This is a genomic window from Massilia sp. LXY-5 (assembly GCF_059801075.1).
In genome coordinates this window covers 103,464-129,082 of the sequence record NZ_JBNNEH010000004.1, presented here as the reverse complement: position 1 = coordinate 129,082, position 25,619 = coordinate 103,464, and the positions used below count along the sequence as shown (strand labels likewise).

The 25,619-nt window shown below is 65.8% G+C and carries 23 protein-coding genes and 1 pseudogene; 12 read left to right on the top strand and 12 right to left on the bottom strand.

The genetic code is table 11. The features are described from left to right. Window positions 1–72 precede the first annotated feature (72 nt). Window positions 73–3,243, bottom strand: coding sequence for a penicillin-binding transpeptidase domain-containing protein (locus ACI48I_RS14810; protein WP_498574602.1), 3,171 nt, complete (start codon window positions 3,241–3,243; stop codon window positions 73–75). Between the two features lie 226 nt (window positions 3,244–3,469). Between ACI48I_RS14810 and ACI48I_RS14805 the strand changes: the two genes are divergently transcribed. The 6 genes from ACI48I_RS14805 to ACI48I_RS14780 all read left to right on the top strand — a co-directional run bounded on the left by ACI48I_RS14805 (window position 3,470) and on the right by ACI48I_RS14780 (window position 7,930). Next, window positions 3,470–3,703: a hypothetical protein gene (locus tag ACI48I_RS14805; RefSeq protein WP_193686205.1), complete on the top strand. Its 234-nt coding sequence runs from the start codon at window positions 3,470–3,472 to the stop codon at window positions 3,701–3,703. A 198-nt stretch (window positions 3,704–3,901) separates the two neighbouring features. Further along, entirely contained in the window at window positions 3,902–4,504 is a 603-nt protein-coding gene (locus ACI48I_RS14800; RefSeq protein ID WP_193686206.1) for a YXWGXW repeat-containing protein, read from the top strand. Window positions 4,505–4,596: 92 nt separating this feature from the next. After that, a complete protein-coding gene (locus ACI48I_RS14795; protein WP_498574601.1) occupies window positions 4,597–5,295 on the top strand; it encodes a ribonuclease HI family protein in 699 nt (232 codons plus the stop codon). Next, window positions 5,276–5,938 (top strand): HD domain-containing protein, encoded by a 663-nt coding sequence (locus ACI48I_RS14790; RefSeq protein WP_498574600.1) that lies wholly within the window; start codon window positions 5,276–5,278, stop codon window positions 5,936–5,938. Before ACI48I_RS14795 ends, ACI48I_RS14790 begins: the two co-directional genes overlap by 20 nt. Before the next feature lie 236 nt (window positions 5,939–6,174). After that, window positions 6,175–7,023, top strand: coding sequence for a flocculation-associated PEP-CTERM protein PepA (pepA, locus tag ACI48I_RS14785; protein WP_498574599.1), 849 nt, complete (start codon window positions 6,175–6,177; stop codon window positions 7,021–7,023). Window positions 7,024–7,090: 67 nt separating this feature from the next. After that, window positions 7,091–7,930, top strand: a complete 840-nt coding sequence (locus tag ACI48I_RS14780; protein ID WP_498574598.1) for an EamA family transporter — start codon at window positions 7,091–7,093, stop codon at window positions 7,928–7,930. Window positions 7,931–7,934: 4 nt separating this feature from the next. Here ACI48I_RS14780 and ACI48I_RS14775 read toward each other — a convergent pair whose 3' ends face one another. Beyond that, window positions 7,935–10,118 (bottom strand): TonB-dependent receptor plug domain-containing protein, encoded by a 2,184-nt coding sequence (locus tag ACI48I_RS14775; protein WP_498574597.1) that lies wholly within the window; start codon window positions 10,116–10,118, stop codon window positions 7,935–7,937. A gap of 245 nt (window positions 10,119–10,363) precedes the next feature. Between ACI48I_RS14775 and asd the strand changes: the two genes are divergently transcribed. The 3 genes from asd to ACI48I_RS14760 all read left to right on the top strand — a co-directional run bounded on the left by asd (window position 10,364) and on the right by ACI48I_RS14760 (window position 13,404). After that, on the top strand, window positions 10,364–11,215 hold the full coding sequence (gene asd / locus ACI48I_RS14770; protein ID WP_193686212.1) for an archaetidylserine decarboxylase: 852 nt from the start codon (window positions 10,364–10,366) through the stop codon (window positions 11,213–11,215). Window positions 11,216–11,349: 134 nt separating this feature from the next. Next, window positions 11,350–12,657 carry a family 1 glycosylhydrolase gene (locus ACI48I_RS14765; RefSeq protein ID WP_498574596.1) on the top strand — a complete coding sequence of 436 codons (1,308 nt, stop codon included), beginning with the start codon at window positions 11,350–11,352 and terminating at the stop codon, window positions 12,655–12,657. A 9-nt stretch (window positions 12,658–12,666) separates the two neighbouring features. Beyond that, entirely contained in the window at window positions 12,667–13,404 is a 738-nt protein-coding gene (locus ACI48I_RS14760) for an SDR family NAD(P)-dependent oxidoreductase (protein ID WP_193686214.1), read from the top strand. 46 nt (window positions 13,405–13,450) lie between these two features. Here the strand turns inward: ACI48I_RS14760 and ACI48I_RS14755 are convergent, their stop codons facing one another. The 9 genes and pseudogenes from ACI48I_RS14755 to ACI48I_RS14715 all read right to left on the bottom strand — a co-directional run bounded on the left by ACI48I_RS14755 (window position 13,451) and on the right by ACI48I_RS14715 (window position 22,288). After that, window positions 13,451–15,868: a DNA polymerase II gene (locus ACI48I_RS14755; protein ID WP_498574595.1), complete on the bottom strand. Its 2,418-nt coding sequence runs from the start codon at window positions 15,866–15,868 to the stop codon at window positions 13,451–13,453. Between the two features lie 82 nt (window positions 15,869–15,950). Further along, window positions 15,951–16,043: pseudogene (locus ACI48I_RS14750) on the bottom strand (IS5/IS1182 family transposase); the annotation flags it as partial. Window positions 16,044–16,258: 215 nt separating this feature from the next. Next, window positions 16,259–16,648: a hypothetical protein gene (locus ACI48I_RS14745; protein ID WP_498574594.1), complete on the bottom strand. Its 390-nt coding sequence runs from the start codon at window positions 16,646–16,648 to the stop codon at window positions 16,259–16,261. Window positions 16,649–16,901: 253 nt separating this feature from the next. Then, window positions 16,902–17,513 (bottom strand): hypothetical protein, encoded by a 612-nt coding sequence (locus tag ACI48I_RS14740; RefSeq protein ID WP_498574593.1) that lies wholly within the window; start codon window positions 17,511–17,513, stop codon window positions 16,902–16,904. Between the two features lie 303 nt (window positions 17,514–17,816). Then, a complete protein-coding gene (locus tag ACI48I_RS14735; RefSeq protein WP_498574592.1) occupies window positions 17,817–18,359 on the bottom strand; it encodes a hypothetical protein in 543 nt (180 codons plus the stop codon). Window positions 18,360–18,459: 100 nt separating this feature from the next. Next, entirely contained in the window at window positions 18,460–18,765 is a 306-nt protein-coding gene (locus ACI48I_RS14730; RefSeq protein ID WP_498574591.1) for a hypothetical protein, read from the bottom strand. Between the two features lie 353 nt (window positions 18,766–19,118). Continuing rightward, window positions 19,119–19,349 (bottom strand): hypothetical protein, encoded by a 231-nt coding sequence (locus ACI48I_RS14725; protein ID WP_498574590.1) that lies wholly within the window; start codon window positions 19,347–19,349, stop codon window positions 19,119–19,121. A gap of 150 nt (window positions 19,350–19,499) precedes the next feature. Further along, window positions 19,500–21,269 (bottom strand): YeeR family protein, encoded by a 1,770-nt coding sequence (locus ACI48I_RS14720; protein WP_498574589.1) that lies wholly within the window; start codon window positions 21,267–21,269, stop codon window positions 19,500–19,502. Between the two features lie 107 nt (window positions 21,270–21,376). Continuing rightward, entirely contained in the window at window positions 21,377–22,288 is a 912-nt protein-coding gene (locus ACI48I_RS14715) for a LysR family transcriptional regulator (protein ID WP_193686220.1), read from the bottom strand. A 123-nt stretch (window positions 22,289–22,411) separates the two neighbouring features. Here ACI48I_RS14715 and ACI48I_RS14710 point away from each other — a divergent pair, with 123 nt between their 5' ends. The 3 genes from ACI48I_RS14710 to ACI48I_RS14700 all read left to right on the top strand — a co-directional run bounded on the left by ACI48I_RS14710 (window position 22,412) and on the right by ACI48I_RS14700 (window position 24,458). After that, the gene (locus tag ACI48I_RS14710) at window positions 22,412–23,008 is read left to right on the top strand and encodes an FMN-dependent NADH-azoreductase (RefSeq protein ID WP_193686221.1); all 597 of its coding nucleotides are present in this window, start codon (window positions 22,412–22,414) and stop codon (window positions 23,006–23,008) included. A gap of 36 nt (window positions 23,009–23,044) precedes the next feature. Beyond that, window positions 23,045–23,917, top strand: a complete 873-nt coding sequence (locus ACI48I_RS14705; RefSeq protein ID WP_498574588.1) for a pirin family protein — start codon at window positions 23,045–23,047, stop codon at window positions 23,915–23,917. Window positions 23,918–23,984: 67 nt separating this feature from the next. Beyond that, window positions 23,985–24,458 carry a hypothetical protein gene (locus ACI48I_RS14700; protein WP_498574587.1) on the top strand — a complete coding sequence of 158 codons (474 nt, stop codon included), beginning with the start codon at window positions 23,985–23,987 and terminating at the stop codon, window positions 24,456–24,458. Here ACI48I_RS14700 and ACI48I_RS14695 read toward each other — a convergent pair. Then, window positions 24,439–25,581 (bottom strand): acyltransferase family protein, encoded by a 1,143-nt coding sequence (locus tag ACI48I_RS14695; protein WP_498574586.1) that lies wholly within the window; start codon window positions 25,579–25,581, stop codon window positions 24,439–24,441. The genes ACI48I_RS14700 and ACI48I_RS14695 overlap by 20 nt on opposite strands. Between the last annotated feature and the right edge of the window lie 38 nt (window positions 25,582–25,619).

Sequence of the window (25,619 nt, the reverse complement as noted above, 5' to 3'; positions counted from 1 at the left end):
GGCGTATCCACCCGATAAGGGATTTTGTAAATCATGCCACAGAAACACAAAAACAAGGCGCGCTGGAGAGGCTCAGTTGCCTTTCTGTTCGCCCTTTTGGGCGAGCGCGCGTAGCAGCGCCGCCACGACTGGCGCGGCATGCTCGCCACCGGTCGCCTCCGAACGGCTGACAAAGGCGGCAAACGCCAGGCGCCGGGTCTCGCCAGGGATGCTGCCCGGCTCCAGCCAGCCCGTGAACCAGACGGTGGCCTGGCCCTCGCTCCCGACGGGCGCGGTGCCGGTCTTGCCGTACAGGCCAGGACGCAGGCGGTCGAAGGCGGCGCCGCGGAAGGCGCTGGCCGCGGTGCCGCCTGCAACGACGCCATGCAGGCCGGCGCGGATGCGGTCCAGGCGAACGCCGAGCGGCGCGCCTTGCTGCGCCCCGGCCCGGCGCCCGTCGAGCGCCAGCAGCAGCCGGGGCGCGATCACCCTGCCCTCGCCCACCGCGCCGGCGGCGAGCGCCATGTGCAGCGGGGTGGCCTGCATGCGCAGGCCGATCGCCATCTGGCGCAACTCGTGGCGCGAGCCGATCGGATCGAAGCCGGCGACGCTGGCCTGCAGCGCATCCCAGCTGTGCCAGTCGAAATCGGCGGGCAGCAGGCCGCCGTCGAGCGGCAGGGTGCGTTCGAAGCCGAGCCGGTGCGCCATGTCGAGGATGGGCCGTACCCCGCCAAGGGCCGTATCGTCGAGCGCGCGCAGGCTGGGCGCCCCGCCCTGCGCCTTGCCGAACAGGCTGCCGTCGCTCAGCTCCGCGCTCCAGGCGAACCAGGTGTTCAGGCTGTAGGTCAGCGCCTGGGCCAGCCCGAGCTTGCCGTCCTGGGCGCGGCGGTCGAGGATCCCGTCGCGGAAGTTCGTGATGCGGGCCCCGGCGCCCTGGTAAGGATAGGTCGCGCCGTCGGTGCGGAAGGGGAAGCCGCGCGCCGCCGCCAGGGCGTTGATGTCGGCCAGCGGCATTCCGCCCAGCAGGGCGTCGAGGCGCGGATCGCGCTGGGCGGCCAGCTCGAGGCCGAGGGCGCTGACGATCTTGAAGGTCGAGCCCGGACTGCGCTCGGCGCCGCCGTCGTGCTGGAAAGCCGCCTGGCGCAAGGGACTGCGGGCCGGGTCGACGCGGTCGAAGTCGCGCAGTTCGCTCCAGTTGCCGTCCGCGAGCGGCGCGGCGCTGCTGCCGGCGGCGGCCAGGATGTCGCCGCTGCCGGTATCGATCAGCACCAGGCCGGCCTGGCGCGCGGCCGGCGGCGCCAGGCCGCCGCTGCAGCGCGCGCCATCCCACTGGCCGCGGCGCATGCCGACGCAGTCGAGCACTGCCTGCCCAAGCCGCTGGAGCGGCAGGTCGAGGGTGAGCCTGGCTTCATGGGGGCGGCCGTCGGGCGCGGGCAGGCGCGCCAGCACGCCGGCCACGCTGTTTGCCTGGCCGGCATGCAGGCCGAGCAGCGTCGCCAGGCCCGCCTCGCGTGCGCCGGCCGTCGCGCTGCCTGCCTGCCACAACGGCGCGCCGCTGCGATCGGCCAACAGTACCGGCACCGGGGCCACGGTGGCCGACCGGCCCGGCTGGGCGATCGCCTGCCAGGCCAGACGGCCTTGTTTCACCTGCAGATGCCGGTACGGTGCATCGCCGCCCCCGCTCATGGCCGCGAGATCCAGCGGCAGCGCTTCGATCACGACCTGGCGTGCGCCAGGATGCGGCGCCAGCACCAGCTCGCGCACGTCGTCCGGCTCGGCACAGGCGCGCCCGGCGCAGGCCGCACGCCCGCCGGCGAGCGCGGCACCGGCGATGGCGCGCACCCGCCCGGCCAGCATCAGTTCGATGCGCTCGTCGCCGCGCGCCGGCTGCGGCAAGGTCAGGCTCAGGCGCACGGTGGTCGCATGGCCCGCGCTGGCCGGCCAGTCGGCCAGCCGCTGCCAGGGTGCCCAGCCCTGCGGCAGGCTGGCGAACAGCCGGGCCAGGCCCAGCGGCATTGCCTCGCTGCTGCTCGCGGCACTCGCTCCGGCCTGCGCCAGCCAGGCTCCGGCGGCACCCGGCCGCACGCGCCAGGCCAGCAGGCGCCGTTCGCCATTGAAGACCCGGATCTGTTCGCGCACATAGGCGCCGTCGGCGCGCGCGTGCAGGCGCTCGAGCAGGCGCCGCCCGGCGTCATCGAGCACGACGCCGTCCCAGGCATGCAGGTCGGCCGTGCGCTGGCCCTTGTCGGCCGCGCGCCATTGCACCAGGTCGCGCGGCGCGGTCTCGATCATGCCGGACGGGGAGAGGCGCACCAGGCCGCGCGCCAGCAGGCTGTCGAACAGGGCGCCGTCTTCCAGTGCCGGCGCTGCGTCGAAGGGCACGCGATAGTCGCCGGGCGCGAGGCGGCTCGCCAGTGCCCGGCCGTGTTCGGGAAAGGCAGCGACGATGGCGCCGGGCGCGGTGCCTGGCAGGGCCTCGTACGAAGTCAGCACCAGCTCGCCGCCCTGCGCGCAGGCGGCGCCCGGACGGCGGTCGACGCGCAGCGCCCCTTTGTCGCCCCACACCAGCCAGCCCTCGCGTCCCAGCAGCGCCCTGCCCTGCACGCCGCGCGCGATGGTGCCGGCGCTGGCGTCGCCGATCCAGCGGGCGTCACCATGCCAGGCCAGCTGCAGGGACGAGCCCAGCGAGCCCGTGATGTCGACCTGGGGCATGCTCGCCCCCGCCAGCACGACATTGCGCAGGGTGACGGGACTGGCCGCCGCCGCATTGCCTGCCGCCCAGCGCGCTACATCGTGGAAGCGGTAGCCAATGCGTAAAGGCGCCAGCCGCCCGCCCGCTCCTGCGAGCGCCTGGCTGCACAGGTCGATCACGACCGGGCGCCGGGCACGCATGCCGGAGACGACCAGCAAAGCGCCGCCCGGCTGCGCGCCCAGGCTCACGCCCGGCTCGCGCGGCACGCTGAAGGAGACGCCGGGGAGCGCGGCCTGGAAGGCCGGCAGCGTGCGCACCGGTCCGGCGCCGGTGCTCATCCGGCCGGCCGCGGCGGCGCTCAGGGAACGCGCGTGGACTGCGATCAGCACGGCGCCGCCGGCCACGAAGCCGAGCGCCAGCAGTGCCAGCCAGACCCGCGGCCCCGCCTGCCAACGCGTGCCGCGTACGGCTGGCAGCACGCGCCGGCCGCCCGCACGCAGGTTGCGCGCCCGGCGCCAGGCGCGGCCGTTGGCGGCCAGCCCGGCGCACACCGTGGCGAACATCTCCCCCATCGATTCCTCCTTCGCCGCCGGGATGGCCGCGTCCGCCCTGTCCTAGCGGGGGGAAGCGAAAAGCCGGGTGAAGCCGTCGGGTTGAGCGAACTTGAACGTTTCGTATCGCACCCGGTTTTGTGCAGGCCATCCCGCTTTTCATGCGCCCCGTCGCAATCCGATGGAGGTCCGCGGGGGCTTTGACTACAGTGGACACATCGCCACCCCACCCGCAAGGAGAAGCACCGTGAACATCGCCAAGCACATGGAAGCCGTTTTCGTCGTCGCCCTCGCCGCCGCCGGTTCCGCCCACTTCGTCGCCGACCAGCTGCCGCAAGCCCAGGCGCGCCCGGCCGCCATCCAGGATTCGAGCATCGCCACCGAAACCAGAATGGCCGTCGTCGTCGTGAAAGGCAAGCGTCCGGGTGCCGGGAAGCCGGTCGTGCTGGCCGCTCGCAGCGGTGCCGGGAGCCGCATTTGATTACCCGTGTGCACCGGGCCGCCTCCTGAGGCGCGCCCGGGCACCCGCCCTCGCATTTCCCCGCTTTCCCCCTCCTCATCCGCTGTTGCAACTCTGCTGCTGCAATCCTGTATCAGATGTAAGCACATGCGTCAAACGCACCATTTCACTCAAGCGATTGATATATTGAATCATCCGCTTTTGGAGATGGAGAACACCATGAAATCCCGCCTCACTCTGGTTGCCCTTGCCGCCATCGGCGCCGCTGCCTATGCACCGCTGCCCTCGATGGCCCAGAACGTCGAACTGTATATCGGCTCGGCCCCGCCGGCTCCCCTGTACGAACGCGCGCCCGCCGTGCGCCGCGGCTATGTCTGGTCGCCAGGTTACTGGGCGTGGCAGGGCCACCGCCACTACTGGGTTCCGGGCTCGTATATCGTCGAGCGTCCCGGTTATGTGTATGCACCGCCGGCCTGGCAGGAGCGTGGCGGCCGCTGGGTCATGCAGCAGGGCTACTGGAGCCCCCGCGGCGGCGACCGTTACTATGCCGGCGAGGGCTATCGCAGCCAGGGCTTCTACGACGGCGGCCGCAGCTATGCCTACCGCGACGGATACGGCTACCGCGACCGTGACCGCGACGGCGTGCCCGACCGCTACGAGCGCCATGGCGGCCGCCGCGACGCCGACCGCGACGGCATCCCGGACCGCTACGACCGCGACCGCGACAACGACGGCGTGCCCAACCGCTACGACCGCGACCGCGACGGCGACGGCGTCCGCAACGAGCGCGACCACCGGCCGGACAATCCGTACCGCCGCTGATTGCAGCCTGCACAAGAAAAGCGCCCCGCGGGGCGCTTTTTCATTGGGGCCCGCGGATTCATGAAACCGGTAAAAGCGGTTATGCTGGCGTCATGACCGAACTCGACCGCCTGCAAGGCGCCGCCAACCGCACCGAACTCGCCGCCAGCCGCAAGCTGGCCCTGCAGCGCAGCCTGCCGCTCGAGGAAGCGCTGCGCATCACGCTCGCCGCCAGCGCCGGCCCGGCCGGCCTGCCCGCGCTGCTGGCCGAACGCGGCGCCCTGCGCCAGGCCGAAGCGGCGCGCGCGCTGGCGCGGCGTTCGGCACGAGCCGCGGCACTGACCTTGCGCCAGGCCCGGCACGAGGGCGCGCCGACCGCCTGGCGCGCCTGGTTCGACGGTTCCGCGCGGCCCAACCCGGGGCGCTGCGGCATCGGCGCGCGCCTGCTCGGTCCGGAAGGACAGCTGGTCGAGCTGTCCGAGCCGGCCGGCTACGGCAACAGCAGCGAAGCCGAATACCTGGCCCTGGCCGCCGTGCTGGAAGCGGCCCTGGCCCAGGGTGCGCGCGAACTCACCGTCTACGGCGACAGCCGGGTCGTGCTCGACGACGTCGCCGCACCGGACGCGGACAGCGCTCCGGTGCTGCGCCCCTACCGCGTTCGGGTGCAGGCCCTGCTCGCGCAACTGCCGGGCACCGTCCTGCGCTGGGTGCCGCGCCACAAGAACCTGGACGCCGACGCCCTGTCGCAGCGCGCCAGCACAGCGCCGGCGATGGAGTCGGCGATGGAGTCCCATGCAGTCCTCGTTCCCTGAACTGTCGGCCTGGCAGCCGCGCCTGGCCGCGCTTGCTGCCGCCCACGCCGGCAACGACGGCGCCCACGACGCCAGCCACCTTGAACGCGTCTGGCGCAGCGCCCGGCTGCTGCTCGATCACCACGTGCAGGCCGATGCCCTGGTCGTGATGGCCGCCTGCTACCTGCACGACCTGGTCAACCTGCCGAAGAACGATCCGGACCGGGCCCAGGCATCGCGCCGTGCGGCGCGGCTGGCGCGCGAGGAGCTCGCGCGGCTCGGGTTCCCGGCCGAACGCCTGGACGGTGTCGCGCACGCGATCGAGGCGCACAGCTTCTCGGCCGCGATCGAACCGACGACGATCGAAGCGAAGATCGTGCAGGATGCCGACCGCCTCGATGCGCTCGGCGCGGTCGGCCTGGCGCGCATGTTCTATGTCGCGGGACGCATGGGCCGGGCGCTGGCGCACCCGCTCGACCCGCTGGCGCTCGGACGGGACCTGGATGACGGCGCCTGGACGCTCGACCACATCATGGTCAAGCTCGCGCAGCTGCCGGGCATGATGCAGCTCGAGGCCGGACGCGAGCTGGCCGGCGCGCGCCTGGCGCGCCTGCTGGCCTTCCGCGACGAATTCGCGGCTGAGTGGCTCGGGGACAGCCCGTGACCGGTGCCCAGTGCCGTCGGTCGCTTGCCGCATGGCGAAGCGCACCGGCATCGGTCTGCGGACGACACAAAGTGTGAGGGAAAATTAACAATTAATTCCTGTCGGAAATTTTTACACTCAGCAAGCATAACTTTTTTACTGCCTTCGCAAACATATGATTCGTAAGGAATTCCTCTAGCTGGCACGAGTGTTGCTTATAGGGTTGCATTCTATTAACAACACTTGGGATAAGAAAAATGACCTTCCTGAAGAAACTCGGCTGCGCTGCAGCTTTCGGCCTCGCCGCCGGCGCCTCCCAGGCATCGATCATGAATGACTGGACCTTCAACCCGGCCGGTTCCGGCCAGGCCAAGGGTCAGGAAATCAACGAGTACCTGGACGTGAACGGCAACGCCTTCATCGAGCTGAACGCGACGAGCAAAACCTCGTTCAACTTCGTCGAGCATGCCGTCTTCAACCTGTCGCAGGCAGACAGCAACGGCCAGCTGTTCCCAGTCAATTACGCGGGCGGCAACATCACCGCTACGTTTGAAGGCTATGGCGCCGGCACCTTCGGCGGCGCCTTCAAGTTCACCGGCGGCACGATCAAGATGTATCAGAATCCTGCGAACGGGCAGTACGGTTCGGTGTCGGGTATCTATGGTGCGAACCTGGGTAACCTGATCGGTACCTTTACCGTGCTGGCCGGCGGCGGCGGTACCGTGGACGGCAAGGGCAATCCAACCGACAATGGCCAGGTGAGCATTTTCCTCAAGGCCAGCAAAGGCGCCCTCGCCGCCAACTACTTCTTCGACGACCTGGGTCAGGACATGTCGGGCTTCAACGTCGAGGCATTCGCCTTCACCAATGCCAACACCGTCGGGGCGCCAACCGATCGCCTGGTAAAAGAAGTCGCTTGCCAGTTCGCGGGCTTCACTGGCCCTGGCTGCGCAGGCAACAGCCCGTACAAGAACGTCGCCGGCGATCACTTCTTCGTCAGCAACAACGGCCAGTTCAAGTTCAACGAAATCCCTGAGCCAGGTTCGGTTGCCCTGTTCGGCATCGCCCTGTTCGGCATCGGCGCACTGCGCCGCCGCGTGAAGTAAGCTTCAACGGCAGGACCCGAAACATGGCCTGGCTTTGCCGGGCCATGTTCGTTTACAGGAGCAGCCGATGAGCGCTTCCGTCATCGCCGCCGTCCTGTGCGCGGCGCTCCTTCATGCAGGATGGAATATCCTGGTGAAGATCCACGCCGCCAGCGGCGTACCGACCATGCTCGTCGTCGCCGGGTCCGGCCTCCTGTGCGCCCTCGGCCTGCCCTTCGTCGCCGCGCCGGCTCCCGCCAGCTGGCCCTTCATCGCCGCTTCCGCGATCGTCCAGACCCTGTATTACACCGTGCTTGCCGCAACCTACCGCGGCGGCGACCTCAGTCACGCCTATCCGCTGATGCGCGGCTGCGCGCCGCCGCTGGTGGCGCTCGCCGGCCTGTGCATGGGCGAGCACCTGAGCGCGCACCAATGGCTGGCGCTCGGCCTGGTCTGCGCCGGCGTGCTGACCATCTTCCTCGATGCCTCCCGGACCGCACGGGCGGCGCGCCGCACCACGATCCTCGCCCTGTGCACGGCCTGCGTCATCGCGACCTACACGCTGATCGACGGCGCCGGGGTACGGCGCTCGGGCGCGCCGGCCGGCTATACGATGTGGATCTTCGTCGCGACCGCCGTGCTGCTGCTGGCGCTGTCCTGGCGCCGCGAAGGCCAGGCCCTGCTCGCGTTCGCGCGGCGCCGCCCGGGCATCCTGCTGGGCGGCGGCGCGATGTCGGCCGGTTCGTACGGGATCGCGCTGTGGGCGATGACGACGGCGCCGGTGGCCCTGGTGGCGGCGCTGCGCGAGACCTCGATCCTGTTCGCCACCGCCATCGCGGCGCTGGTGCTGCGCGAGCGCCTCAGCCCGCTGCGCCTGCTGGCGGTCGGGCTGATTGCGGCGGGTGCTGCCGCGATGCGGCTCGCCTGATGCTTCAGAATTTCAGCTCGAGTGTCGCGCGCAGGCTGGGCCCGGCCTCGATGCGCGCCTCGCGCAGCACCAGGCCGCGTCCTTCCTCCGCGAAACTGCCGCGGTTGACGAAGTCCTGGCCCAGCAGGTTCGACAGGGCCACGCGCAGCTGCTGCTTCGGATTGAATTTATACAGCGCATAGGCTTCCAGGTCGCGGCGCGCCTGGAGCGTGGTCGTCTGGCGCTCGGACACGCGGATCTGCCCGCCCTGTTTCCAGGCGAAGCTCGCGCCCGTGGTCAACGCGGCGCGCTTGTAGTCGATGCCGAGGTTGCCCGCCAGCGGGGCCTGGCCGTCGAGCCGGTTGTCCGGACCCGGCACGCCGTCCACGCGCGACCAGTTGGCCGACAGGCTGGCGCGCAGGTCGATCGCCGGCGCATCTTTCATCACCGCCTTCAGCGGGAACTTGGTTTCCAGTTCCACGCCGCGGGTCACGGCGCGGCCCGCGTTCATCGGCATCGCCACCCAGCGCGCGCCGTCGAAGTCGACCAGGTAGCGCGTGTAGCCGTCGATGCGGCGCGTGGACGCGCTGAGCGAGAACAGCGCGCCTTCGGCCCAGTAATGTTCGTACGAGGCGTCGAAGCCGAGCGCCAGTTCCGGCTGCAGGTCCGGGTTGCCGGCGTAGTCGGGGTCGGTCGAGCGGTTGTCGATCGAGGTCTGGCGGCGCGGGATCAGTTGCTGGAAACTCGGCGCCTTGTAGGTGCGGGTCACGGCGAAGCGGACCTGGTCGCCCTTGGTCTCCGGGATCTTCCACAGCGTCTGCAGCACCGGGCTCCAGACGCTCGAACGCGAGCGGCCGGTGGCGAAGGTATTGCCGCTGGTGGTGGTGCGGATGCCCTCCCAGCGCGCGCCCAGGTAGAGCGACCAGCGCGGCGTGAGGTTCCACTCGTCCTGGGCGTACAGCGCCAGGCGGCCGACGCGCGACTCGGATTCCTCGCCCTTCGGCAGGGCCGGGAAGACGCGGTTGCCGGCCTCGAATTCCTCGCGGCTGTCCGTACGCCTTGAGTAGCCGCCATCCCAGCCCATGCCCAGCGCATGGTCCTTCATGATGGTCTTGCTGAACTTGCCGACCGTGGTCGTGCCGCGCTCGTCGGCTTCGAGGTGCACCAGGTTGTCGATTGGGCGTGCCGCGCCGGGCGGCGTCCATCTCCGGTTGTCGGTCGTGTTCTGGCCGCCGATCAGGCTGGCCTTGACGTCGAGCTTGGCGCCGTCGGCCATCTTGTGCACCCAATTGAGTTCGGTGCGCAGGACGTCGTTGTCGGAACGGACCGCCGAGTCCAGCACCGGATAGGGTGTGGCGGGACCGAGACTGGTCGTGTTCACGTCCTGGTTGTGGTTGCGGAAGCGCGCGGAATTGACGAAGCTCTGCGAGGTCAGGGTGTCGCCACCCTCCAGCGTCCAGTTCAGGCGCGGGGCCAGGTTGAACAACTTGAGGCGGCCGTCTTCATGGCCGTCGGCGTGGCGCACCTGCACCGGCTGTCCGGCTGGGTCGAAGGCCTGCTCGTCGCTGACGCCGCGGCGGCTGAACTGCTCGGCCATCACGCTGGCGGCGACCGAATACGACATCGTGCCGAGCTTGTCCGACAGCTGCAGGTTGGCCGTCGGCCCCTGGAAACCGCTGCCGGTGCGCGCGCCTAGCTTGAATTCGCGCTGGCCGCTGCGGACCGTCTTTTTCAGGACGATGTTGACCGTGCCGGCCACCGACTGGGTCGAGAACTCGGCGCTCGCCGCGCGCAGCACCTCGATGCGCTCGATCACGTCGGGCGACAGCGAATCGATCGTGAAGCCGCCCGGCGCCCGTTCGCCGTTGATCAGGATTTGCGTGTAGCCGGCGCCGAGGCCGCGCATGCGGATTTCGCCGCCGCGTCCGTTCGGCGTGCTGACTGTGATGCCGGGCACGCGCTTGAGGACGTCGACCACGCTGGTATCGCCGTATTTCGCGATCTCCTCCTGGGTGACGACGATTTTCGTCGCCGTGTCGTCGCGCCGCGCATCATAGCTGTCGGCCGTGCCGCGTACCTCGACTTTTTGCATTTTCTGGTCCGCCGCAGCGTCGGCTTTCGGTGCCGCGCCTGCGGTCTCCTGGGCCAGGGCGGGGAAAGCGCTTGCCAGCGCGGCGGCAAGCAGGGTCATGCGGAGCGATGAGAGCATATACATATCAGAAAGCCAAGTTTATGAGAATGTATTGTCCTTTAGTTCCGGCATATTTAGATGCTCATGAGAATATATTTTCGATATGCATGTATTAAGGGGATCCTGCCCGGCCCGGTACCGACGGCTGCGTCCTGGGGCGATGCGCTACACTGGGCGGGCCCTGCCAGCGAAAACAAAGATATGCACGGGCACGCCCCTTATTTATAATTCGCCATCATCACCAGCAATAAAGGTCCGCCACCGTGTCCGATCGTTTCAAAGTACTGCCGCAATATGTCCTGCCCAAGCAGGCGCTGACCTCGTTCGCCGGCCGCGTCGCCGGCCACCGCGGGGGCAAGATGACCACCCGCCTGATCCGCTGGTTCGTCGGCAAGTACGGGGTCAACATGGACGAGGCGGCCAATTCGGACATCGCCAGCTACCCGAGCTTCAACGAATTCTTCACCCGGCCCCTGAAGGACGGCGTGCGTCCGCTGGCCCAGGCCGACTTCGTCTGCCCGGTGGACGGCGCGATCAGCCAGTTCGGCGCGATCGACGACCACCACATCCTGCAGGCCAAGGGGCACAAGTTCACGACCACCCAGCTGGTCGGCGGCGACGCCTCGCTGGCGGCGCACTTCCAGCACGGCAGCTTCGCCAACCTGTACCTGAGCCCGAAGGACTACCACCGCCTGCACATGCCCTGCGACGGCCGCCTGACGCGCATGATCTACGTCCCCGGCGCCCTGTTCTCGGTGAACCCGACCACCGCGCGCGGCGTGCCGGGCCTGTTCGCGCGCAACGAGCGCGTGGTCTGCGTGTTCGAGTCCGAGGAATTCGGCACCTTCGTCATGGTGCTGGTCGGCGCGACGATTGTCGGCAGCATGGCCACGCCCTGGCATGGCGTGGTCAATCCGCAGCGCACCGGGCGCGTTTCGGAATGGACCTACGATTCGCACCCGGTCGTGCTGAAGAAGGGCGAAGAGATGGGCCGCTTCCTGCTCGGCTCGACGGTGGTCATGCTGTTCAAGGAAAAGACCATCGCCTTCAACCCGGAGTGGGCGCCGGAGCGCAAGGTGCGCCTCGGCGAAATGATGGGCAACCGGCCGGCCTGACCTCGCTCGCGGCCATGCCGCCGTGCCAGCGTTCCGCACACGAAGCGGCACTATGTTAGGCAGTACACGGTCAAAACCCGTATCGCTCCCTACAGTGCTACTTCAGTGGCTGCGCTTCGCGAACGAGACGGCAAATGGCTTCGAGTGGTTCCCCATTCATCTTTGCGACCGGCATAGAAAACAGCATCCCGACCATCGCCGCCGGCAAGGTGCGCATGGACGAGATGGAAAAGTGCGGCCACTACCGCCACTGGCGGCGCGACTTCGACCTGGTGCAGGAGATCGGGATCCGCTTCCTGCGCTATGGCCCGCCGCTGCACAGGATGCTGCTCGGCGCGCGCCGCTACGACTGGTCGTTTGCCGACGAAGTGTTCCCCGACCTGCACCGGCGCAACCTGGTGGCAATCGTCGACCTCTGCCATTTCGGCCTGCCCGATTTCCTCGGCGATTTCCAGAACCCCGATTTTCCCGACATCTTCGCCGAGTACGCGCGTACATTCGCACTGCGTTACCCCTGGCTCCAGCTGTACACGCCGGTCAACGAGATGTCGATCTGCGCCCTGTTTTCAGCCCTCTACGGCTGGTGGAACGAGCAGCTGCACGACGACAAGGCCTTCGTCACCGCCCTCAAACACCTGGTCAAGGCCAACCTGCTCGCCATGCGCGCGATCCTGGAAGTGCGTCCGGACGCCCTCTTCATCCAGAGCGAATCTTCCGAGTATTTCCATGCCCAGTCGCCGGCCGCGATCGGCCCGGCCGAGACCATGAACGCGCGCCGCTTCCTGTCGCTGGACCTGAACTACGGCCGCCGCGTCGACTCCACCATGTACGAGTACCTGCTCGACAATGGCATGACGCGCGAGGAATACCATTTTTTCCTGAACAACAACCTCAAGCATCACTGCATGATGGGGAACGATTACTACCAGACCAACGAGCACCACGTGGCGGCGGACGGCACGACGCATTCATCGGGTGAAATCTTCGGCTACGCGGTCATCACCCACCAGTACTACAACCGCTACCGCCTGCCGGTGATGCACACGGAAACCAACCTCTGCCAGGGTCCCTGCGGCGACGAAGCGGTGCGCTGGCTGCGCAAGGAATGGGCGAACGTGCTGCGGGTGCGCAACAACGGCGTGCCCATCGTCGGCTTCACCTGGTATTCGCTGACCGACCAGGTCGACTGGGACACGGGCCTGCGCGAAAACAATGGCCGCGTGAACGCCCTCGGACTGGCCGACCTCGACCGCGAGCTGCGTCCGGTCGGGCAGGCCTACCGCGAGCTGATCCGCGACTGGACCGAAGTGCTGCCGACCCAGAGCGTCTGCCTGCAGGTGCCGATCGCGCTGAATGAGGATTACCCGGGGCTCGACGCCCGTCCTTCCAGCCGTACGCAGGACTCCGCCGTGGCCACGGGCGCGCCCAGGAACACGGAATAAGGATCGGGGATGCGGTTTACGGACAAAGTCGTGCTCGTCACGGGCGCCGCCAGCGGGATCGGCCTCGCCGCATCGATTCGTTTCGCCGCCGAGGGCGCCCATGTGGTGCTGGTCGACCGCGATGCGGCCGCCTTGCCGGCGGCGTCCGCCAAACTGCGCGAACAGGGGCCCGGGGAAACGATGGAACTGGTGTGCGACGTCAGCGCCGAGCAGAATGTCGCGCATGGCGTCGACCAGGTGATCGCCCGCTTCGGCCGGCTCGACGCCGTCGTCAACAACGCCGGACTGATGATCTTCAAACCCCTGGAAGAACTGACCGGCACCGACTGGATCGGGGTGCTGCAGGTCGACCTGCTGGGCGCTTTCTTCTTCATCAAGCAGGCCTTCCTGCACATGCGGCCCGGCGCGGCGATCGTCAACGTCTCCAGCGTGCACGCCCTGGAGACCGAGCCGAACGTGGCACCCTACGCCGCGGCCAAGGCCGCCCTGCTGTCGCTGACCCGCTCGGCCGCGCTGGAGGGCATACCGAAAGGGATCCGGGTGAACGCCATCCTGCCCGGCGCCATCGACACGCCCATGCTGTGGAATAACCCGCAGGTCAGGTCGGGGGCGGAACACATCGATCCGGCCGATGTCGGGCAGCCGCAGGATGTGGCCGGCGCGATCGCGTTTCTTGCGTCGGGCGAGTCGGCCTTCATCAACGGGGCCTCGCTGCTGGTCGATGGCGGGCGCTTGTGCCGGCTGTAGAGCGTCCAACAGAACCCCGCCCCTCCCTCGGGCACCGGGAACGGCGTCAGAACAGGGCGCCCTGCGGACTGGTAAGGCGCGCGAAACTGTCGCCGACAAAAGGCAGGATGCCGTCGGCGACGGGTTCCAGCTGTTTGACCAGGTAGTGTTCGTAGTCGATCGGCGAGCGCTTCTCTTCCATCCAGGCTTCCATCGGTTCGGGGCCGGCGGTCGTCATCAGGTAGCGGATCCAGCCGCCGTTGCGGTATTGCGGTCCGCGGCCCCGGGCGATATGGAAGTCGTCGGCGATGCGGGCGGCACGCACGTGGGGCGGCACGTTGCGCTCGTATTCCTGGAGCGGCCGGCGCAGGCGCTTGCGGTAGACGAGCAACTCGTCGAAGTCCCCGCGCAGCGTGCACGCCACGTAGTCGCGCACGTAATCCTCGTAGGGTTCGCGCCGGAAGATGCGGCCGTACAGGCCCTGCTGGAACTGCTGCGCCAGCGGAGTCCAGTCGGTGCGCACCGTCTCCAGGCCCTTGTACACGATCTCCTCGCCGCCGCCGGGCGTGCCGGCCAGGCCGGCATAGCGCTTCTTGCTGCCTTCGTCGGAGCCGCGCACGGTCGGCATCAGGAAGCGCCGGAAATGGGTGTCGTACTCCAGCTCGAGCGCACTCTCGAGCCCGAGCTCCTCGCGCAGGTGCGTGCGCCACCAGTCATTGACGTGCTCGACCAGTTCGCGCCCGATGCGCAGCGCATCGCTGTCGGCATGGGCGCCACCGAGCCACACGAAGGTGGAGTCCGTGTCGCCATAGATGACCTGGTAGCCGCGCGCCTCGATCAGCTCGCGCGTGCGGTGCATGATCTCGTGGCCGCGCATGGTGATCGAGGAAGCCAGCCGCGCATCGAAGAAGCGGCAGCCGGTGGTCCCGAGCACGCCGTACATGGCGTTCATGATGATCTTCAGCGCCTGCGACAGCGGCTGGTTCCCGGCGCGCTTGGCCGCCTCCCTGCCCTCCCACACGCGCGTGACGATGCCGGGCAGGCAGTGCCGGGTGCGCGAAAAACGCGCGCCGCGAAAGCCCGGCACGGTATCGGCGTCAGGCTCTTCCAGCCCCGCCACCAGCCCCACCGGATCGATCAGGAAGGTGCGGATGATCGACGGATAGAGGCTTTTGTAGTCGAGCACCAGCACCGAATCGTAGAGGCCCGAACGCGAATCCATGACGAAGCCGCCCGGGCTGTCCTCACCGGGCACGTCGCCGATGTTGGGCGCCACCCTGCCCAGGCGGTGCATCAGCGGAATGTAGGCGTGCTCGAACGCGGCGACCGATCCGCCGCTGCGGTCCGCCGCCAGGCCGGTGACGCTGGCGCGCTCCAGCAGGAAGGCCATCAGGCCGGTCTTCTCGAATATGCGGGTGACCAGTTCGCAGTCCTTCAGGTTGTAGCGCGCCAGGGCCGGCTTGTCCTGCGCGAACATGCGGTCGATGGAGGCCATGCGGGCGTAGGGATTGTCGATCGCCTTGCCCTCGCCCAGCAGGCTTTGCGCCACATTCTCCAGGCTGAACGAAGGAAAGCTCCAGGTGGCCGAGCGCAGCGCCTCGATGCCGTCGATGACCAGCCGGCCCGGCAGGCCCGCGAAGTAGTGCGCTTCGCGGTCCGTTCCGGCCTTCGCGTTGGTGCGCCACTCCATCGACGTGCCGCCGCGGCCGATACGCAGGGGATGCCGCAGGCGCTCGGCGTGCTCCTGCAGCACGCGCAGGTCGAACCCGATCACGCTCCAGCCGATGATGGCGTCCGGATCATGGCGCGCCATCCACGTTTCCAGCTTCTCCAGCAAGGCCAGGCGGCTGTCACAATACTCGAGCTCGAAGTCGAGCCCGGCCGGGTCGCCGTTCGGCGGCCCCAGCATGTACACCTGGCGCTGGCCGCAGCCTTCCAGGCCGATCGAGCGCAACTCGCCCTGCATGGTGGTCTCGATGTCGAGCGAGACGGTGCGCAGCCGCGGGCGGTAGCCGGGCGCCGGTTTCACCTGTGCGGCCAGCAGCAGCGCGGGGTCGCCAGGGGCCGGCGTGCCGGTAAACGCCACCGGCGCCGTGATGAAGCGCTCCATCAGGTAGCGCTCGGGCGGACGGATATCCGCCTCGTAGACGTCGATCCCGTGCTCGCGCAGGCGCTTCTCCAGCCGCAGCAGATGACGGTAGTGGCGGCAGTACATCCCGAGCACAGGACGCCCGCGGAAGTCGCACAAGGCCAGCGGGCGCAGTTCGACGCCGCGTTCCCGCTGCAACAGGCTCCTCACCGCCGCCTCCTGCTCGGCCGGGACAAAGGCCACCGCCTCCGCCGCCGGCAGGCGCAGGCGGCAGGGACCGTCGTCGGTGGCGAGCCAGAACTCGACTTCGACGCCGCCGGTTCCATCGTCGCCGTGGTTGCCGGTATCGCGCCAGTGGCGCGTCAGCAGGAAGCCCTGCCTCGGTGTGTCACTCATGGGTTTTATGTGATGCGGTGTGATGCGAGCCACCGGGGCAAAGGCGGGAGTTTATCAAATACCCTGGAACGAACCAGCAAAACCGTTCGGTAGACCGCCAACAGATAAGTGAGCAGGCGAGCAAAAGGAAGGCCCGGTGAATGTCAGCCCGTCGCTCATGCGGGATGCGCAGTCTCGGGTTCGGCGATGCGTGACGAGCCGGGAATGAGCTGCTGTAAGCGACTAATGGTCTTCAGGCAGAAGTGCCTGGGCATGGCATTAGTGTGCAAATAGCGCCGCATTTGAGCGTGTAAATTGGACTGGGTCCTGCGTCCGCTGCTGGCCGATAGCGGACCTATTGCAGCGTCCGCTCACGACCCGAAGCAGTCGTTCGCCACCGGGTACCAACGACTAAACCTTGGCACGCCAGATTGCGTCACGGATCTCTGGTTCATGCTTCGAAAAAACGCTGACGCACGCACCAGCCGTCACGATAATCCACTCACGCCGCTGCTCAGTGTAGCCGAGGCGCGCATCTTCTTCCTTCGCCCAGCCACCATCGAAGACCTCAAGGACGGGATAACCTGAAGGAAAGTCCTCAGCGATCCAATATTCCGCCAGCGGGACTTCGTCCAAAAGCCTAAAGCCGTCAACTTGGGAAAACGTGACTTCGATGCCGTCATCCCTGTTGCGGTTTCGAAGGACGCGTATCGACAAGCGGCCATCGTAGGAAACAGAATGAATGTCTGCGCCCCAGTCAAATTGCTCTTGGCACCCAAATGGCCTCGCTTTGATTGGCATGTACGTCGTCTCCTAGAAGGCTTGATGTGCGTGGCAGCACAACGGTTATGGAGAAACGGCCGGCGCATCCAGCATGGACAACGACTGCTTCTGGCCGATTGCAGACCTCCGGTAGCCTCCGCTTCCGACCCGAAGCGGACAGTCAGAGTGTTGTGTCTGCATTCATCGAATTCTTTCACATCGGATGGAAATTGTCCGGACCCGGATCATCAGGTTCGTCCAGTGCTCCAGCCCGTTACGACTGGTTTTCGGGCTACTCGACCACTTTCTTGACGCGCTCGGTAACGCGGCGGATCGCTTCCTCGTCGATCGGGAACCGTTTGGCGAAATCCTTATCCCCGAATATCCACTCACAGCTCTGTCGCTCCTGGTATAGCGGCAGCATCTGGTCGAATGCGCCCCGGTAGCAGACCTCTGCCTCGGGTTCGTGGTGCTTGGTATTCTCGCCGATCGTAAAGCGCATGAGGGCAGGAAGGCGGTTGCAGCTGTCGCCAAGCACCACATGTCGGAGGAACGGCTGGCCGTTGCGGGTGACGTCAAGGAACACCTCAGGACAAGCGCCATTATGGGCTTCGGTCTCTTCGTTCTGAGTGCCCTTTAGGACATAGGTTGCATTGCCGACTGTGCAGCTCATGTCCAGTCCGCGTGCCCGATACAAGTCGTGCTTCTGTAACGCCTTCGGACTTTCGCGCGGGTCATTCCACAAGTAGCCGGCAACCGAGTCGTGCAACAGCCGGTACTCGACAGCGAGCATGCCGTTCTCGGGCACGCACGAAACGCGCACGAAATCATAGCTTTGGTCCGCATGCGCAGCGGCAACGCAGCAAAACAGCGTTGCAGCCACGGCCGCCTTCCAGATTTTCATCTTCACTCCGAACATTTTCTCTGCGCGCATCCATCGCGGACGCTTGCACGTCGGTCCCGCGCACGCGGGAACCCCATTCCGCCGATCGGCGCAGGACCTGAACAGCTCCATTGTAGACGTTCGCTTAATACTTTCCTTGCTTGAGCCGTAACTGCACCTACCTAAGAATCCAGGGCGGAAAGAATATGTCTGCTTTTGGCCGGTAGCGGACCTATCTGATGCATCCGCTTCTGATCCAGTGCAGACGTTTCCAGCCAAGGGATCAACGCCAGATCCAACAGCAAGTTCTCATGAAATGAGCCCCTATCCGCAAGAGTCAACGTTTTGAAAATGATCCGACCGAGTCCAGCCAGTCTTGCCTGCTTTGTTCCGCACCTGTTTCCACCATGTCAACGTCATACCCTTTCCCTCAACGCCCGGCAGCGCGGCGAGCTCGATGCCGCTGCGGTAGACCTTGCCCTGGTACCAGAACAGGTAAAACCCTTCGCCTAATGGCGTCAACATGTAGGCCACGTCGCCGGGCTTGAAGGATAGCAGGGGGCGTTCGCTGCCTTCCGTGAAGCCGTCGTTGACTGCATGGTCGATATGTATTGGAGCAGGATTTCTGGTAACAACGACCCCTGTCAATGCATCGACACGTTCACCGGCGTGCAAGCGATACAGGATCCGGGAGTGCTCGCTACGCTTTTCATGCACGGGAATGTCGGTATCGGCGCTCCACTGCCGATAAGTACAGCATTCGAAAGGACAAACTCCCCAGCTCTCATAAGGGTTTGGCGGGAACACTTGGGCCGTGACTGGCTCCGCTGTCGACGCCATGCATACTGCGAAGATTAGTTTTTTCATTCCAACCTTTCAAGTTCATGCAAACGCTTGCGGAAGTGTCCGGGTTTCCGATGTCCCTTCTGGCCGATTGCCGCCTGTCGCGACCGACAACAGATGTCACCTACTTTTCGATCTCCTCAAGACTTAGGAGGCGGACGACGATTTGGTCGAAACTCCCTGTTTCATGAGTCATTGAAAGCGCTGCACGATGATCGCGTAGCTGTTGGAAGAACTCGGCCTCGGAAATAGGTGAACGCTCGGAATTAAGGTAAACGACATGCTTGTATCGGTCGACTACGTTCTTCTTCCAATTTAGCAGTTCAGCTTCACTTGGTGCTGTTGTGGTTAGCTGAGTCTGTTCAGCTAAAGCAGGCACTACTGCTGTACACAGCAATATGCTTACGATGGCGCACTTGAGAATGGTCATGTTCACTCCAAAAGATTAGATCATTGATTTTAGCGAAATCGCCCGTGAGAAATTTCACACTTTGTCACCTATTGATAGCGGTGGCCGTAGCAGTCCGTTTCTGACCGTCCGCTCCTGGCCGATAGCGGACCTATTGTAGCGTCCGCTTCCCACCCTAAGCGGACCTTCCCTATTGACACGTACAAGGATGCGAGCTTGCTGGTGTGAAGTAATTCCAGCGACGTGCAGGCGCGCGTAGCGGCATCCGCTGGTTGGGCCCCAATCAGGCGGCATCCGGTCCTTCCAACCCAAGTCACAGTCGAGGTGCCGGCCTCGGCTTTGTCGATCCATGCCACCACCATCACGCTCTTGATTCACTCGGCCACATCACGCACCGAAGCGCCAGCCTCGAACGCTGCCGTTGCCGTCTCGCGCAGCACCATGCACGGCACGACATGCTCGGGGCAGGTGCTGCCCGGCGACTTGGCATTCTGCGGAACCACGGTGTTGCGGACATAGTATTCAGCGATCCGGGTGTGGCGCGAGCCGCCCTGGGCAAGGGGGCGTTTGTAGTAGCGCTCAAGGCGGACATATGCTCTTGCCAAAGCGGGATGCGACTGAAGTTCAGCGCATAACAGAGGGCACGCCGAACAGGCCGCCCGGGTTTGCTAAAACCGGCGACACGAGCGCACCATGGCAATCCACAGCGCGCTCACATAGCCGGCAATTTCCGCGCACTCTGAGGCGCCCTTGGATCAGGGGCGTGAACTCGTCGGGAACGGCCATTCTGCAGAGGCGATGACAGCCTTTGTGCTGACAGGCTTTGCATTGACAGGCGCCGATGCCAAGGGGCGTTGCATGGGCGGAGGATTGCCCGGCGGGAGGTATCCGGGTAGATCGCCCTGCAGAATCTCGGCCGCACGCTTCAACAGCGACTTTTCGGTAGGCATGCGAATCTTTTTGCGACGCTTGATCGCCTCTTCGACCAATGGACGGATCAACCAGCGGGCGTATTGCTCAGGACTTACGGACGCGAACATTTCGCGCATCTGTTCACGCAGGTCCCACTTGGTCTGCAGCTTTTGCATGACCTGGTCAGCTTCGGTCTGGGTCAGCAAGTAGTCTTGGGCTTCCTCGACGAAGACGCGCTCGAGGTGATGCATCATCTCTACCGCATCGTCCTCGATCAGGAGGTCGGTGACATGCCGTGACACCGTGCTGGCCGCGGAGCCGCCGACAACGCTTCCGATCACAGCACCTACAGCGCCACCGACCAACGCTCCGCCTGGAATCCAGCCGAGATAGGCCGCTCCCTGGGCCATACCGACCGCCCACCCGGCCATGCCGCCACCGACGCCGGCGGCGGTGTTCGTCACGTTCTTGAAGAGCTGCGCTTTCGAGATGTGACCGGTAAAAACGTTACATAGGTCGTTGGCGGACAGGACAGCGGTAGTTGCTGCGGCTGCGATCACATTCGACGAGACGGCCTTTGTAAGAAAGGTTTCGGCGGCTTTCCCGGTCACCTTGCGGCCGCTCTGCTGCAGAACCTCGGTCCCAAGGCGTTGGCCAGCGCCAAGCGTGTTGGCGATCGTCAGCGAGGCCTTTGATCCCAGTTGTTTTACCATCCAGCCGCTGCTTTCGTGGACCGCGCTCTGGACCGCGCTCTTGCCGAGCTGGGCGCTCAGTACGGACGACAGCCATGCGACGCCCCCCACCTTCAAGCCAGTGGCGCAGGCAACACCGAGGGCCTCTTTCGCATCTTCGCCGTTCCACAAGGCCTGTGCATATGCGACAGCCACCGAGACGCTGCCGGCGACCGCGGCTGTAATCGTGCCGTTTGCGGCATCGAACTTCAGACTGTCGATGTTCCCAAACGCCACAATACGACGTGCGGTATCGTAATCAATATTGCCTTCGACGAGAATGCTCTTAGCTTGCTTACGGGCCAGCGCCGCCGTCACATCACCGGTTTGCAATTTCTTCGCCATCAACTTCAAGGCCTCGGGATACTGGTCCTTCGGCACCTCGATCTTCATGGCGCGACCACGGGTTTGGTAAATAAGCTTGCCGTTGCGGGCAAAACACGCGTCGACACTCGCCCGTGCGCTCGCGCAATACTTTGACTGGATCGCCACGCCGTTCACTGTTCGGTCGGGCCCCGCCTTTGCGAAGTCGTCGCCGACCAGGCGCGTGCGCTTGCCCTTGACGGTGTCGATCATATGATTCGCCCGCTCGGCAGCGAAACCGTGTCCTTGCCTTGCCCGTAGCAGCGCGTTGCTCTGGTGATCCACCGCAGCACCGGCCGAGCCAATACTATGTTCTTTGCCCTTGTTCGTCGTGGTTTTCTTCGTTGTCATTTTCGGTCTCGTACAGATCATTTGGTTGCCTGTGTGCACCGATTCTATTTTTATTTCCCGAGAGTAACAAGTGGTTTCAAACTGGTTTTCCGCCACCTCTGGCTCCGGGCATTCTGAAAACGGCTTGCTTCGCATGACGACGTCGAAAACACGGGTCTTGAACAGCAAGCTTGCGTGGAGTGGATGCCTGCTTCTGGCCGATTGCGAACGAGCAGAATAGCTCAGTGTACGAGCTAGCTGCCATCACAGTGAAGAAGGGATCTTGCCAGGCGGTCTCAAGCTGGGCGGCCTGCCTCGCTGCAAAACATCTCGTCCATCATGTCCAGGAAGGCGCGCGTCTTGGCCGGCATCAGGCGCCGTCCGGGGAACACGGCCCAGCCGTTGGCAGGCGGCAGATCCCATTCCGGCAGTACCCGCACCAGCTCCCCCTTCTGCACCAGCGGCTGGGCGAAGAGTTCGGAACTGGCCGCGATCCCCGCGCCGCTGCAGGCGATGCGCGCCAGCAGGTCGGGTGAATTGGCCGTCAGGCGCGCCGGCAGCGCGCGTTCCCAGATCACCTTGCCGCGACTGAGAATCCAGGGTGAGGGCCCGCCGCTCCGGCTGAGCAGGCAGAGCAGATCGTGTCCCAGTAAATCGTCCGGATGCTCGGGCAGGCCGCGCACGGCCGTGTAGCACGGCGATGCGTACAGGCCGAAGCGCTGCAGGGTGACGCGCCGGGCGGCCAGCGAAGCGTCGTCCGGCAAATCGCCCATGCGGATCGCGATGTCGAAGTTTTCCGCCACCAGGTCGACCCGGCGCGGCGACAAATCGAGCTCCACGCTCACCGCCGGATAGCGTTCCAGGAAGCGCCCGATCATCGCGCTCATGCCGAGATTGGCGAAATCGGCCGGCAGCGAGATGCGCAGGCGCCCGCTGGGTGCGGCCTGGCGGTGCTGGGCCAGCGCGCCGGCCGCCTCCGCTTCCTCCACCACCTTGCGCGCATGTTCCAGCAGGCTGGCGCCGAACTCCGTCACCATCAGTTTGCGCGTGGTCCGCTGCAGCAGGCGTTCGCCCAGGCGCGCCTCCAGCAGCGAGATGCGGCGCGAGACGGTCGACTTCGGCAGGTTGACGCGCGTTGCCGCAGCGCTGAAGCTGCCGGCCTCGACAATGCGGGCGAAGAGCAGCAGGTCGTTCGGTTCGACTTCCATGATTGTTCCACTGACTGAATAATGTTATCCATTCTAGCGTCTTCCGACTTGATTTTGGAACTGCTAAAGTGTCTCTCATTGAAACACCGAACATCACCGAATTTCAAATAAAGGAAGACACACATGAACATCCTGCACATCACCTCCAGCCTGCGCGGTGCCGAATCCGAGTCGAGCCGCGTTACCAACAGCGTCGTCGCCAAGCTGGTCGCCGCCAACCCCGGCGCCACCGTCGTCACCCGCGACCTGGCACGCGATCCGCACCCGCAACTCGACGAAGCAGCCCTGGGCGCCCTGTTCACCCCGGCCGAATCGCGTACCGCCGAGCAGGCAGCCCGCGTCGCCCTGGACGACGCCCTGATCGCCCAGGTGCAGGCAGCGGACGCGGTCGTGATCGGCGCGCCGATGTACAACTTCGGCATCCCGGTGCAACTGAAGGCCTGGTTCGATGCGATCGCCCGTGCCGGCGTCACCTTCCGCTACACCGAGACCGGTCCGGAAGGCCTGCTGAAGGGCAAGAAGGTGTATGTCGCCACTGCGCGCGGCGGCATCTACCCTGCCGAAGCCGATCCGCAAGTGCCGTTCGTGCGCATGCTGCTGAACTTCCTGGGCATGACCGACCACACCTTCATCCACTCGCCGGCGCAGGCGATGGGTCCGGAAGCATCGGCCAAGGGCCGTGCGGAAGCCGACGCCACGATCGAAGCCGCGCTGGCGTAATTAGTACAAAGAGCGGCGCAAACAAAGGAGAACGAGATGAATGCAGTTGTTGAAAAGCGCGTGGCGCGTCCACGCGGAGTGGAACGTGTCATCAGCGGCCAGTTCGTGATGGACGGCGCAGGCGTGAAGATCAACCGCGTCCTGACCCAGACCTTGCAGCGCCGCCTCGACCCCTTCCTGATGCTCGACGCCTTCGGCAGCGACAAGGCCGGCGACTACATCGCCGGCTTCCCGGAGCACCCGCACCGCGGCTTCGAGACCGTCACCTACATGCTGGCCGGACGCATGCGCCACCGCGACAGCGGCGGCAACGAGGGCTTGATCACGGACGGCGGCGTGCAGTGGATGACGGCCGGGCGTGGCGTGATCCACTCCGAGATGCCCGAGCAGAACGAAGGCCTGATGGAAGGTTTTCAGCTGTGGCTGAACCTGCCGGCCAAGGACAAGCTGCGCGACCCGTGGTATCGCGACATCCCGAATGCCGAGGTGCCGCGCTTCACGACGGACGCCGGCGCGACGGTGCAGGTGATCGCAGGCGTTGCCCAAGGCGTCGAAGGCGCGGTCCAGCGCGAAGGCACCGAGCCGCTGTATCTCGACATCGAGCTACCTGCCGGCGCCAGCTTCGAGCAGCCGCTGCCCGCGGGGCACAATGCCTTTATTTATGTGTTTCGCGGCGAGGCGGTGGTCGGCGGCAAGGGTGTGCCGCAGACGAAGATGGCGATCCTCGACAATGCCGAGGGTGCCGACGGGGTCGTCGTCAAGGCCTCCTCGAGCGCGGCGCGGCTGCTGCTGATCGCCGGCCGTCCGCTGAAGGAGCCGATCGCGCAGTACGGTCCCTTCGTGATGAATACCCAGGCCGAGCTGCATCAGGCCGTCGAGGATTTCAGGGCCGGTCGTTTCGCCTCGTAAGTCTTGAAGTTTTAGCGCGCCTGGGCGGTCGATGGATCGCCCGGCGCGCTTGCGTTACACTGCGAAGATGCCCCTGCTTCCCGTCCTGCTCGACCTGTTGTCGAAAGCCAGCCACAAGCTCGGTTTCGAGACGATCGACCGTTTTCCCTCCAACCACGCCCATGCGCGCACGCATTGGGACCGCCGCTATTTCGATATCGCCTCCGACCTGAAACCGGACGCCATCGAACGCTCGCTGTGCGCCTCGATCGCGAATACGCCCTCGGTCTTCGCCCACATCGCCAACCCGACGCCGGCCATGCAGCGCACTTTATTGGGCGTGATCGATGCCCGCCTGCGCCGCTCCTGCGGAGCGCCGTCCGACCTGGCCGCCTTGCTGATCGATGCTTACGACAGCCCTTATACGCTGGAAGCGCGGCCCGGCCTGCGCGCGGCGATCAAGGCTACCGCGGGACTGGAGATGCGCGAACGCATCCACGCGGTGCTGGCCTTCCTCGGCACGATGCCGGTGGCCTTCGACGTCATCGAAGCGCAGGACTGAACATGGGCTGTGCCAGGTTGCTCGGCACATAGCGCTCGCGTAGCGCCATGAACGGCGTCTCCACCAACCGGTAGAGCAGCCAGCCCACGAACACCGACAAGGCCAGCAGGCTCACGATCGCCACCGGCGTCTGCGGGCCGTAGCCGAGATCCTGGATCGGGCCGGCCGCAATTTCTCCCACCGCGCGATGGGTCAGGTAGACCGCATACGACCACACCGCCAGCTGACCGGCGCCCGGGATGCGCAGGTCGCGCAGGAGCGAGCGCTGCGACAGCGCGGACAGGATCAGCAGGCCGAAACCGATGCCCAGCAGCGGATAGCCGAACACGGTCGCGGCAAAACCATAGTGATTGTCCAGGAACAGCCAGAAAGTCGCGCCGGTCACCAGCAGGCCTGCCGCGAAGCTGCGGTTGCCGTGCCCGGTCAGGCGCGTCCACAGCGCCGGGTGCTGGTTCTTCAGCAGCGCCAGCGCGACCCCGGCCACCAGCTCGTCGAGCCGGCACAGGCTCGCGTAATAGATGAGCTTGTAATAGAAATAAATCCCGTACTTGTGGGCGTCGACATGTCCGAACCATAGTCCGGCGCGGATCGCCATGCCGGCCAGGATCACGCAGGCGATGAAGGCCCAGGCCATGGACATGCGCAGGCGCAGCGCGGCACCAAGCAGGGCCAGCGCCGGCAGCAGCAGATAAAACTGTTCTTCGATCGCAAGCGACCAGCTGTGCGAAAAGGCCGTGCCCGGCGCCAGGCCAAGGTTCTGGGTAAACGTCAGGTAGCGCCACAGCGGCGCCAGCGGCGCGTCCTCGCCCACGGCGGGCCAGGCAACGTAAATCGCCAGCACCACCAGGTAATTCGGCAGCGTGCGCAGCAGGCGCCGCGCGTAGAAGGCTTTCAGGGAGAGTCCGGCGCTTGTCTTCAACGCGGCGAAGATCTGGTTGCCGATCAGGTAGCCCGACAGCGCGAAGAACAGGTCGACGCCGGCCCAGCCGATGCGTCCGATCCAGCCGAAGGTGTCGTCCTCGTTCGAGACGAACAGCGTGTAATGGTGCAGGACGACCAGCGTCACCGCGAGCGCGCGCAGGGTGTCGAGGCCATGCAGGCGGACGCTACTGGACTGGTTCATGGGATGCAGGTAAGTGAACAGTGGCGGATCATGCCACG